General features: G+C 51.7%; 11 protein-coding genes. 1 reads left to right on the forward strand and 10 read right to left on the reverse strand.

Annotated features, from left to right (window positions below):
• Positions 1 to 398 precede the first annotated feature (398 nt).
• A complete protein-coding gene (flhB, locus tag B4C79_RS02795) occupies positions 399 to 1,529 on the reverse strand; it encodes a flagellar biosynthesis protein FlhB (protein WP_171098266.1) in 1,131 nt (376 codons plus the stop codon).
• A 109-nt stretch (positions 1,530 to 1,638) separates the two neighbouring features.
• Between flhB and B4C79_RS02800 the strand changes: the two genes are divergently transcribed.
• A complete protein-coding gene (locus B4C79_RS02800) occupies positions 1,639 to 1,992 on the forward strand; it encodes an Hpt domain-containing protein (RefSeq protein ID WP_171098264.1) in 354 nt (117 codons plus the stop codon).
• A gap of 46 nt (positions 1,993 to 2,038) precedes the next feature.
• Here B4C79_RS02800 and B4C79_RS02805 read toward each other — a convergent pair whose 3' ends face one another.
• The 9 genes from B4C79_RS02805 to flhD form a co-directional block, all read right to left on the reverse strand.
• Positions 2,039 to 3,784, reverse strand: a complete 1,746-nt coding sequence (locus B4C79_RS02805; RefSeq protein ID WP_171098262.1) for a methyl-accepting chemotaxis protein — start codon at positions 3,782 to 3,784, stop codon at positions 2,039 to 2,041.
• A 139-nt stretch (positions 3,785 to 3,923) separates the two neighbouring features.
• Complete coding sequence (locus tag B4C79_RS02810) at positions 3,924 to 5,762, reverse strand: chemotaxis protein CheA (RefSeq protein ID WP_291739551.1); 1,839 nt, start codon at positions 5,760 to 5,762, stop codon at positions 3,924 to 3,926.
• Positions 5,763 to 5,798: 36 nt separating this feature from the next.
• Positions 5,799 to 6,572 (reverse strand): protein phosphatase CheZ, encoded by a 774-nt coding sequence (locus B4C79_RS02815; RefSeq protein ID WP_291739552.1) that lies wholly within the window; start codon positions 6,570 to 6,572, stop codon positions 5,799 to 5,801.
• A 33-nt stretch (positions 6,573 to 6,605) separates the two neighbouring features.
• Complete coding sequence (gene cheY, locus B4C79_RS02820) at positions 6,606 to 6,995, reverse strand: chemotaxis response regulator CheY (protein ID WP_105028596.1); 390 nt, start codon at positions 6,993 to 6,995, stop codon at positions 6,606 to 6,608.
• Positions 6,996 to 7,004: 9 nt separating this feature from the next.
• Positions 7,005 to 7,937: a chemotaxis protein gene (locus B4C79_RS02825; RefSeq protein ID WP_008253131.1), complete on the reverse strand. Its 933-nt coding sequence runs from the start codon at positions 7,935 to 7,937 to the stop codon at positions 7,005 to 7,007.
• Positions 7,938 to 7,965: 28 nt separating this feature from the next.
• Positions 7,966 to 8,934 carry a flagellar motor protein MotB gene (gene motB / locus B4C79_RS02830; protein ID WP_291739553.1) on the reverse strand — a complete coding sequence of 323 codons (969 nt, stop codon included), beginning with the start codon at positions 8,932 to 8,934 and terminating at the stop codon, positions 7,966 to 7,968.
• Positions 8,935 to 8,949: 15 nt separating this feature from the next.
• Positions 8,950 to 9,813, reverse strand: a complete 864-nt coding sequence (gene motA / locus B4C79_RS02835) for a flagellar motor stator protein MotA (protein WP_105029823.1) — start codon at positions 9,811 to 9,813, stop codon at positions 8,950 to 8,952.
• A 313-nt stretch (positions 9,814 to 10,126) separates the two neighbouring features.
• On the reverse strand, positions 10,127 to 10,690 hold the full coding sequence (gene flhC, locus B4C79_RS02840) for a flagellar transcriptional regulator FlhC (RefSeq protein WP_105028593.1): 564 nt from the start codon (positions 10,688 to 10,690) through the stop codon (positions 10,127 to 10,129).
• An 82-nt stretch (positions 10,691 to 10,772) separates the two neighbouring features.
• Complete coding sequence (gene flhD / locus B4C79_RS02845; RefSeq protein ID WP_008253127.1) at positions 10,773 to 11,090, reverse strand: flagellar transcriptional regulator FlhD; 318 nt, start codon at positions 11,088 to 11,090, stop codon at positions 10,773 to 10,775.
• Between the last annotated feature and the right edge of the window lie 492 nt (positions 11,091 to 11,582).

The raw sequence follows: 11,582 nt of genomic DNA on the forward strand, positions 1-11,582 counted from the left end.
CGAAACACCGCCGCCGATTGGGCGATGAAATCAGCCGTGAGTTGCGTGGTTAGGGAGATTCGCCAGTGCCTATTGACCATTGAACACCGCCGTGAGTCGCTCGGAGGTAGCGAAGCGCTGCACGGGAGTGCTGGGAGCTGAACTTGCAATGGGTCGCACGATGACCAGTCAGAAAACTTGCCGGCTTGGCGCGCCGAGACCAACAATCGCGCCTTGGCGCGAAAGCCAAGACCCGACCGTTACTTTTGGAGGGCTTGGCTTAGTGCAGGCTCAAGCTGACAAGCCGAAATGCCAAGTTTTCGGGCAGCGGTGACCCTTCAAGTTTGGCTCCCAAGTCACCCATCCAGTTCGGAACTAGTAACCCACGCCGAGTGGGCAACACACAGCAGCGGTGGTCCTCAGGCAGCCGGCCCCGGATCCATGCCTTTCGGAATATCCGCCTCTCCAGGCACTTCCACCATGTGCCCCTTGCCTTCCGCAAGTGCATACACATAAGCCAGCAATTTGGCCACTGCCGTGTACAAGGCACCCGGAATTTCCTGCTCAAGCTCAACATTGGAATACAAGGCACGGGCCAGTGGCGGCGCTTCCACCAAAGGCACTTTGTTTTCCTTGGCCACTTCCCGAATTTTCAAGGCCAGCGGGCCGATGCCCTTGGCCACCACGCGGGGCGCACCTTTGCCATCCTTGTCGTATTTCAAGGCAACAGAGTAATGCGTGGGGTTGGTGACAATTACATCAGCGTTGGGTACCGAAGCCATCATGCGGCGTCGTGCTGCTTCTCGCTGCATGCTTTTGATCTTGCCTTTCAGGTGGGGGTCGCCTTCCGACTCTTTCGATTCTCGCTTGAGTTCTTCCAGATTCATGCGCAAACCTTTGTAGTAGCGCCACAGCTGATAAGGCACATCAATCGACACAATCAACAGGAATGCAATCGCAAGAATAAGCGCGTCCTTGATGGTAATTCGCGCAGTCTCGGCCATGCCATGTTCAAGCGGCATGGCTGACAACTGAGTGAACTCACCCAGATCCTGCATCAGGAGCAGATAGCCCACGCCGCCCAACACCACTGTTTTCAAAATGGCTTTGACGAGCTCGGCCAAACCGTTGACCGAGAATATGTTTTTCAAACCCTTGATCGGGTTCAGTTTTGAAAGCTTGGGCTCAAGCGGTTTGGTGGACCAGTTAAAACCACCCACTGCAATGTTGGAAACAATCGCAGCCACCACCACCACAAGAAAAAGGGGAATGAGAATGAACAGGCTTTCCTGCAACATGGACACCCATTTCAAACCCATGTGTTTGGTGTCAAAAGCCTGCGCGCGGTCTAGCACCAAACCCTGGCGCATCAGCTTTTCACTTTGGCTGACCAGTTCGCCCCCCATGGTGTAAAGCAAGCCAACACCAGCGAGCAGCACCACGCCTCCGCCCAGCTCTCTGGAACGGGGAAGGTTGCCTTCTTCTCGCGCTTTACGGATCTTCTGTTCCGACGCGGGTAAGTCTTTTTCCTGATCGGTTTCTTCTGCCAAAGCAGCACCTGCGGTGTTGGAATGTTCTTATTATGAAAAGGATACACGCAATTCAAAACCCCGATTTGAAGAGGTAACATGGGATTCTTCTGTATTCACATTCAAATCCATGCATTACGACCCCACCGAAGCTCTGGAGCGAATCGACAACGACACTGGCCTGTTGATCATGTTGATCGAAGTATTTGTCAAAGAATGCCCAAGCTACATTGGAAAGCTACAAACTGCACGCGACAGGCAGGATCTGAACGCCTTGGGTGACGCTGCGCACAACATCAAAGGTGCAAGCGCCGCGATCGGTTTTGAGGAGTGCCGCAATTTGGCAGAAGAACTGGAGGTGGCTTGCAGGCAATCCGGGGTAAAAAGTATTGCGTACTTCGAGAACAGCACCGCAAAACTGATTACCGTATTGAACGCCTGCGAAGCAACCTTGAAAGACTGGGCAAAAAAAAACCGCGCCTGAGCGCGGTGAGAAACGGACCCCTATCCGTTTTTTGAAATGCTGGTACTTAATCCTTGATCAACAACTCGGGGCTGAAGCCCAAGCGCAGGCCACCCCAGTGGCGCCCGTTGATTTCGATGGGCAGTGACAAGTCATTCAACACTTCACCGGTGTCACGCCGATAAGTTTGCAACAACCAGGGCGACAGGTTTTGCGCTGCACGCAAACCCACCGGGTCGCTGAACATGCGTTTGTCTCGGCTTTCCACCAAGTCTTTTTTCAGGTCGCCGGTCAAGGGGCGTGAATACTTGCTATTGTGCGTTGGGGCATAACCTTTTCTATCCACGCACAAGGAGAACACCGAGCCGGGCACATTGGCCACCAACTGATCGTAGGCATTTTGCAGCGGACGCTCCACAGCTTTGTCGTAGCGGGTGCTGTATTTTTGCGGATTGGAATTGGGCACCGCTTTGTAAGCTTCATCAAAAATATCATGGCCATTGTCCAGGGCCTCGATCAATACATTCTTGCATTGCTCGCGTGCCAATATGGCTTGCTCGATGATTTGCTCGTAGGCACCCTTGCCAATTTTGAACCGGGCTACCAGCTCTTTGATTCGATCTGTGGCTGCCGCAAGTTCTGAACTTGATTTCTCGGACTCGCTGGTCTGATTGATTACCGACTGCGCGGTCTCGCGTATTTCCGATGCTTTGCCAGACACTTCCATATTGATCTGTTTGACCGATTGAACTTGCTGGGTCACGTCATTGATTTGCGTACTCATTTCCTCAAAGCTGTGGACCATGCCAGAGAATTTGGCCGATGAGGTGCTCACCGTTTGCTGGCCTTTCAGAATGCTTTGATTGATTTCGCGCGTCTCTTGCTGAGTGTCGCCAACCAAGCGAAGCATGGACGAAATATTGCCCCGAATTTCACCAGTGGCTGACTTCACACGCTCGGCCAGGCCACGCACTTCATCGGCAACCACCGCAAATCCTCGCCCCTGTTCGCCAGCGCGAGCAGCCTCAATAGCGGCGTTCAAGGCCAGCAAATTGGTTTGATCTGAAATGTCATTGATCAGCTTGACGATGTTTTCAATGCCTTTGCCCGTTTCGGCCAGTTTCTCAACGGTGTGCCCAAAACTGTTCAAACTGCCCGATGCAGCGTTCATTTCATCGGCAACAGTGAGCAGTTCACGGTAGGAGGAATTCACCGTTTCGAGGTGTTCTTCGGTGGCACGCGACAGGTAGTTTGCGCTATTGGCCACATTCTCCATGGCGCTTGATGCCTGGTCAGCCGCTTGGAAAATTTCGGAAGTGATATTGCCTTGCTTGTCAGCGGTGCGGCTGGCGTCTTTCAAGCTACCGGAAACACGCACCGATTCCATGGAAACCTGCGCAGTCATTCGGCGAATTTCGTGAATCAGGTCACGCAGGCGCACCATGAAGGCATTGTAGTTTTCTGCAAGGCCACGCAGTTCGTCTTCAGTTACCGTAGGCAGGTTCACTGACAAATCACCCTCGCCGTTGGCCAGTTGATCCATGCGCTCGCTGAGCAAACGTACGGGGCGCACGATTAAGTGGCGCAGGTATACAAAAGCACCAGCGCAGGCAAGCAAGGTAAACCCAAGGGAAATACTGAGAATGAGGCGAAAGTCGCCCATTTGTTCGGGGGCCAGCTTGCCCATCGCCCAGCTGTAAATGACCAGGTAACCGATCAATACAACAGCTGCAATACCGGCCACATTGCCAAACAGTTTTCGACTGAGTGTGTAAAAAAAACTTTTTTCAATCGAGCGGTACAGTGAATTCATCAGGTCAACTCCTTGCCCCTGACTTGTTTCGTCAGGTGTGTGTGAATGTCATTGGCATCTTGTGCCGATGATTCAATTATCGAAGCAAATGGAGTTAACCATACGGGTTATAAAACCCTGAAAAACACCTTAGTTCTACTTACAGCTTTCCTTCAATCAACTCGCGAAGTTCAAGTACCAGCACCAGCAAGCCTTCACCTGACAAGGTGGCACCAGCCACACCCTTGGGTTTTACCCCATCCAACGGCTTGATCATCACTTCGTCCTGGCCCACCAGCGAATCAACCGCCAAAATACACGCCTTGTTGCCGCTGATTGTGAGCACACCCACCTTCGGAGTCGGTGCACTTTCGCGACCAATTAAAGTGGCCAGGTCAAGCAATGGAATCACCTCACCACGCACCACCATGGTGGGCTTGCCACCCACGTATTGCACCTTGTCTTCTTCGATCGGAATGATCTCCCGAACACAGGACAAAGGCAGGGAATAAATTTGCTCTTCAAGCTTCAACATCAACACGGGCAAAATGGCCAAGGTCAGTGGCAGCAAAATCGTGATGGTAGAACCATGGCCTGGCTCGGATTGAATTTCAATGCGACCATTCAGGCGCTGAATATTGGTTTTCACCACATCCATGCCAACACCGCGGCCGGAAATATCCGAAATTTGATCTTTGGTTGAAAAACCTGGCAGGAAAATCAGTTGCAGGCTTTCCTGCACGCTCAACTGCCCTGCTTCCTCGGCGGAAATCAAACCTTTTTCAACCGCTTTCTCGCGAATGATTTCCGGGCGCATGCCACGGCCATCGTCCTGAATCTCGATCACAATGTGATCACCAGTCTGACGAGCGGAAAGATTGACAATACCTTTGGGATTTTTGCCGCAGGCTGTGCGATCTGCAATGGTTTCAATACCATGGTCCACCGCATTGCGCACCAGGTGGATCAAGGGGTCATTCAACTCTTCGAGAATGGATTTGTCCACCTCGGTTTCCGCACCTTCAATCACCAATTCAACGTCTTTGCCCAACTGACGAGAAACATCACGGGCCAAGCGACTGTATTTCTGGAATACGCGGCCCACTGGCTGCATACGGGCCTTCATCACAGCCGATTGCAAATCGGAAACCAGCATATCAAGTTGGCCAACTACCGTGTCAAGCGACTTGATCAATTCTTCATTGCTGGCACCGGATGCAAAAGCCTGGAAAAGGCAGTTCAAGCGGTTTTTGGTCAAACCGATTTCACCGCTGAGGTTCAGGATTTGATCAAAACGCGCGGTGTCCACACGAATGGTATTTTCTTTTTGTACGGCTGCTGCAGGCTGAGCTGCTTTTGCTTTGGGTGGTGGCGCCTTGGGGCGAACTGCGGCAGCGGCCTGCCTTGCAATTGCCTCAGTGGCCATGCCTGTGCTTAGTGCAGCCTGTTCAAGCTCTCGGGGTGGTACACCTACCACGGCTTCGTACAAACCGGCCCAATCCAGATCATCCTCTGAAATTTGTGCGAGTTCATTCAATGTTTTGGGCTGGCTTGGCGCGGGTACTGCCGCAGCGACTTGCACAACTGGCGCTGCAGCGGGTGCCACGGTGCGCCCTTCGATGGCTGCGTCGAGTGCTTCCAGCAATTCCTGAGGCGCTGCGCCTGGCTGGTGCCCGTTGCGCATTTCACCGAACATGCGGTGTACCTCACCGGTGGCGGCCATGATAGAGTCCATCATTTCAGCATCAAGAACAAGCTTCTTGGAACGCAACAGGTCAAACAGGTTTTCTGTTTTGTGGCACAACTCCACCAGGTGTGTTGCTTCCAGAAAACCGGCACCACCCTTGATGGTGTGAAAACCCCGGAAAACAGTGGCCAACAAATCGGCATCTTCCGGGCTTTGCTCCAGTTCGACCAGCTTGCTGTCCACGTCTTCCAACAAGTCGCCTGCCTCGGTCAAGAAGTCCTGTAGCAGTTCGACATCACTGAATGCGCTCATTTGTATTCTCCCACGTCAGCCCGGTTGTTGGTGTTGTTAGAAGCCTAGGCTTTCCAGCAGGTCATCGACCTGGCTTTGATTGCTGCACACATCGGCACGACCTTCTGCATTGATGGCCGGACCATTGAGGAATGTTTCTTCAACCTGCTTGCGCTGGTCGGGTGGCGTGGTGTCGAGCAACAGCTGAACCAGTTGTTCTTCAAGGCCCTGCGCCATATTGCCGATGCGGTTAACAACCTGACCAGTGAGGTCATGGAAGTCTTGCGCCATCATGATGTCGGTGAGGTGCCCTCCCAATTGACCACTGCACTGGCTGATCTCTTTCATGAATTCGCGATTTTCACGGGCGTGTGACTTGAACTCTTCAAGACTCATCTCGTTGTTGTAGAGGCGATCCCACTGTCTGTCCAGTTCTGCGGCACGGGCTGAAACATCATCATTCAGTTTTTGAGAGGCCTCCACCGCCGCCAGCACTTTCTCGGCCGCTTTACCGGTCAGGTCTGCAATGTAGTTCAAGCGGGCGCGTGCATCGGGCAAGGCGTTCACCGCATGCTCAACGCTTTTGTCGTAACCCAGTTCACGCAAGGCATCGTGGAGTTTGCGGGTTAAAGAACCTACACGGCGAAACACATCATGTGGTTCTTCGTCGGCTGGGCTGGAATTCACTGGTGCTTGAGCATCGGGTGCGACAGACGGCGATGCCTGTGGGGCGGCAGCAGGTGCATCATCCCAAACACGTTGTTCTGCGATTTCATCAAACAACGCTTCCAAATCGTCGTTGTCACCACTTTTCAGATTATCTGGGCTCATCGTTGCGACCTCTCCATTTCTGATTCTTCGTTATTAGACAGACATCTTCGCGACGATCTTGCCCAGCTTTTCTTCAAGGGTTGCCTTGGTAAAAGGCTTGACGATGTAACCATTGGCACCCATTTGGGCTGCGGTCACGATGTCCTCTTTCTTGGCTTCTGCGGTCACCAGCAACACAGGCAAATGCTTGAGTTCGGCATCAGCACGAATGTTTTGCAGCAACTCAAAGCCGTTCATATTGGGCATGTTCAAATCGCTGACAACAAAGTTGAAATTGCCAGCTTTCAGCTTGGCCAGAGCCACTGCACCGTCTTCCGCTTCATCGGCGTTGTTGTAGCCAATTTCCTTCAACAGGTTGCGAACAATTCGACGCATGGTCGAGAAGTCGTCAACAATCAGGATTCTTAAATCTTCGGGGTTCATGCTTGCTCCTTACGCTGGGTGAAGCATTGAGGTAACCATCTGCGCCAACTCTTCGGGATGGAACTTGCCCACATAGGCGTCCACACCAACTTGCTGACCCAACTTTTTGTTTGCCACAGACGACAGTGAGGAATGCATCACGACAGGAATGCCCTTGAAGCGAACATCTTCCTTGATGTGACGTGTCAACACGTAGCCATCCATTTCTGGCATTTCGGCATCCACCAGGATGAGAGATACAACATCCCGGATGTCTTTGTTTTCCTGCTCGGCACGACTGGCAATGTTGCGCAGTTTCTCCCAAGCCTCGCGACCGTTGATGGCGCTTTGGTAAGGCAGGTGAAGCTTCTCCAGCACCTCAGTAATTTTCTTGCGAGCCATGTTCGAATCGTCTGCAAAGAACACAGGGTATGGATGGTCGGGTCGCATGCTGTCCATATTGGGCACATCGCCCTCACCAATTACTTCACCCAGGATTTGCTCAACATCCAGAATGGACACCAGCTTGCCATCGGGCAGTTCTGTCAGGGCAGTGATCATTGCACTTTGCGACTGACCAATGCTTTGGGGCGATTTCACCTGCTCCCAGTCCACGCGCACAATGCGGTCTACGTCTTGCACCAGGAAGGCCTGGGTGTGTGAAGAAAACTCGGTGATGATCAGCTTGGTGCGCGCTTCACCATTGCCCATGCGCAGGCACTGTGCCAAGTCAATCACCGGCAAAATACTGCCGCGCAATGAAATGATGCCTTCCACGCCAGCAGGCATGTTGGGGGTTCGCGTGATGGGCAAGGTTTCACACACTTCGCGGACCTTGAACACGTTAATACCGAACACCTCGGTGGAACCCAACGAGAAAAGCAGCAACTCCATTTTGTTGGAGCCTGCAAGTCTTGCCTTCTCGTCAATCATGTTCATCAAGCGATAATCGTTTTGCATCATGTTGCTCCTGACAAATAGTCTGTTTCTTTCAATTCGTACTTGACCCGTTTTTTGGAAACGGCAAGCCTTCAACTTTGGGCACAGGCGGCAGCTCAATCAAATTGGGGTCTTGCCCTTCATCCAGATTGGCCAGCGCCCGCACTGCTTCTTCTGCGCGTTTGTTCATCACCACAATCGCAATTCTTCGGTTCACTGCGGCGTAGGGGTCTTTTTCATCCAGCGACACCGAGGAGGCCAAACCCACCACCCGCAATATTTTCTGGTCCGGCATTCCCGCCGTGTACATTTCCCGACGACTGGCGTTGGCCCGGTCTGCCGACAATTCCCAGTTGCTGTAACCCCTGTTGCCCATGGCATACGGCGTTGCATCGGTGTGGCCTGACAAGGTCAGCTTGTTGGGCACCTGGTTTAACAACTTGGTTAAATTGCGCAAAATGTCTTTCATGTAACCTTTCAACACAGCACTGCCAGAATCAAACATGGGGCGATTTCGCTCATCCACAATTTGAATTCGTAAACCTTCAGGCGTAATGTCCAGCATGATTTGATTTTTAAACTGTTTCATCAAATCTGATGCGTCGATTAGGCCCTCTATTTCCCCCTTTAATTCAAGCAAGCGCTTGGACTCTGCCCGCTCGAGCGCCTCTGCCGTGGCATCGGAGGTACTGCTGTTGGTGGCCTTGTCGGTACTTCCGCTTTTGATTTGCCCCACGGAGCGCGACAAATCAGTACCACCTGCGTCTATTACACTCGTTGCGGTACCGGATCCGGGACCCCCAACCAGTGCCACCTTCAATGGTGAGTTGAAGTAATCAGAGATACCTTTCAGGTCACCTTCCGAGGTAGAACCCAGCAGCCACATCAATAGAAAAAAAGCCATCATGGCAGTCACGAAGTCGGCGTACGCAATTTTCCAGGCGCCGCCATGGTGACCATGGCCACCTTTCTTGATCTTCTTGACTACGATGATTGGACGTTCTTCGTCAGACTTCGCCATGGTGCTTGTTTGCCTTTATTTGCCTTTGGTGCTCTTCACGTGCTCTTCCAGCTCAATGAAAGTTGGACGCTCTGTGGAATAAAGAACCTTTCGGCCAAACTCAACAGCCAGTGCGGGTGAGTAACCATTCAGGCTTGCCAGCAAAGTGGTTTTCACACACTCGAATGGCTTGGATGACTCTGAAATTTTGTGGTTGATAATGCTGGCCAAAGGGCCCACAAAACCGTAGGCCAGCAAAATGCCCAGAAAAGTACCCACCAGGGCAGCGGCAATCATCACGCCCAGTTCGGCGTTACTGACCTGCCCCACTGAGCCCATCACGTGTACCACACCCATCACCGCAGCCACGATACCGAATGCCGGCAAACCGTCGGCCATTTGCTGAACGGCAGATTGGGGGGTGTGTGCTTCCTGGTGGTGGGTTTCAAGCTCGCCATCCATCAGGTTTTCAATTTCCATGGGGTTCAGGTTGCCACTGACCATCAAGCGAAGGTAATCGGTCAGGAATTCAACAATGTGATGATCGGCCAATACCTCGGGATACTTCTGAAACAAGGGGCTTTGCTCAGGTTCTTCAACATCGCCCTCAATCGACATCAAACCTTCTTTGCGCACTTTGGTCAGGATTTCGTACATCAAGGCCATCAAAGACATGTAAAAAGCCTTGGTGATTGCGCTGGGTTTGAATGCACCACCCAAAGCCTTGCCTGTCGCTTTCAAAATGCTTGGCGTGTTACTGACAATGAATGCACCCAAGGCACCACCGCCAATGATCAAAATTTCAACAGGCTGCCACAGCGTTACCAGGTGCCCCCCCATGAAGGCGAAACCGCCCAACACGGAGAAAATCACGATCACGAATCCGATTGCTACTAACATGGGTTGAAGTTCTCTGTCGATGAATGGTTTTTCTGTATAGGTATTGTCGGCAGAATTTGTAAAATCTTTTGTCCGAATAAAGTGGCTTTTCTGGGTGATTTCAAGGCATGGCCAGGATTTCACAATCCTTGGTGATAGCCATTTTTGAGGGGGGTTTAATAAAAATGACCAGCAACATTGGCTGGTCATTCGGGAGTGAGAAACCCCCACTGCAGACCCGGAAGAGACAGAGGGTGGGAGGATGCAACCGGACCTTTTGGTGCAGCGGGGGTAAACGAAAAGCCCTTCTCCCTGGGCTTTGCAAACTGAATACTTAAGCTTCGATACTTGCTTCTTCGTTGAAGAAACGGTCTGCTGCCGACTGTCGCGTTTTACCGGCGCGAGAAGGCATGTGGCACAGGCCGCACACATAATCGTTCACCAATTCATACGTGTGCACCACAAAACGGCCTTCGCAGTCTTTGCACTCGGTGGTGGTCAACATGCCGGCATCAAAAAACTTCACCAAGCGCCATGCGCGAGTCAGCGACAGCACTTCGGGCAAACCCAACTGGGTAATTTGCTCCAGGTACATTCTGTAGGCTTTGATGATGGCTTCAATGTCTTCAATGTCTGTGCTCTTGATCAGCGTTTGATAGATATTGATAAACAGGGAAGAGTGAATATTGGGCTGCCAGGTCATGAACCAGTCGGTTGAAAAAGGCAGCATGCCTTTGGGGGGCGACTTGTGTTTGAGTTCTTTGTACAGCTTCAACAAACGTTCACGAGACAACTGTGTTTCAGACTCGAGAACCTGCAAGCGCGCATCCAGGCGAATCAGCTGAGTGGCCAATTGAATTTGTGCTGCTTCGTCGATGATTGATTTAACTTTAGCCATGATTTTTTTGACCCCTGTCTGATGTCAATGTTGGATGCCTGAGTTTTTCTTGTTACATCCTGAGTAGATACCGTGTCTTTGATTAAGCAGCAGCGTTCACTGCCTTGCCAGACATGATGATTGCTGCATGCATACCGGAAACACTGCGGTCTTTGGTGTGACTGGTCAGCAAGTTCCAAACCACTTCGTCGTCGAAACGGAAACGACACATCAGCATGTTGCTTGAGGCAATACGCAGCACTTGCGCGGTGGTCAGCTGGTCGATCAACTCGGCCACTTCGTCGGAAATGCCCAAACGGAAGGTTGCTTCGGCGCGGTCTTCGCGAATCAGTTGCTGAGCCAGCAACAAATAAGACAGGTTGGTTTCGCGAATTTCATCTAGTAGACGGGTACTTTTCATTTGAACATCCTCCAATTCAATCTCTGTTGTACTGCATCCTCAATTTGCGCCGCTTTCTTGATCGCAGCGACAATTCCCTCATACGTATCTTCGGCTTCTCGCCAAACAACCTGAATCATCCAACTTCCATTCATTGAGTCACCGAGCTGGAATTCAACATGTAGGGAACTGCCTTACATGGACACACTGTCGCTCAATAGGCCCGATGGAAGAATCACAGTTTGGGGGGATCCCCCCATTCGATTGACCCCCACTTCGTGCTGCCCCTTGCGGCGGGGGCCTCAATTGTTAAGCGTCTACTGAAGATAACGGACACCTTTTAAGAAAACTTGAGGAGGGAGCGACATTCTTTTTCAGGAAAAATCGCCTCATTACGACACTGATTCAGTGAACTTGAGGGTGCAAAAACAATATTTTTTATTTGCGAATGAAGGCCTCAAGTTTCATTTCCAGGCATCGATAACAGGGCATAAGGCAGCGCACAAGATGACG

Source organism: Limnobacter sp. UBA7229, from assembly GCF_002473065.1.
Classification (GTDB): Bacteria; Pseudomonadota; Gammaproteobacteria; order Burkholderiales; family Burkholderiaceae_B; genus Limnobacter; species Limnobacter profundi.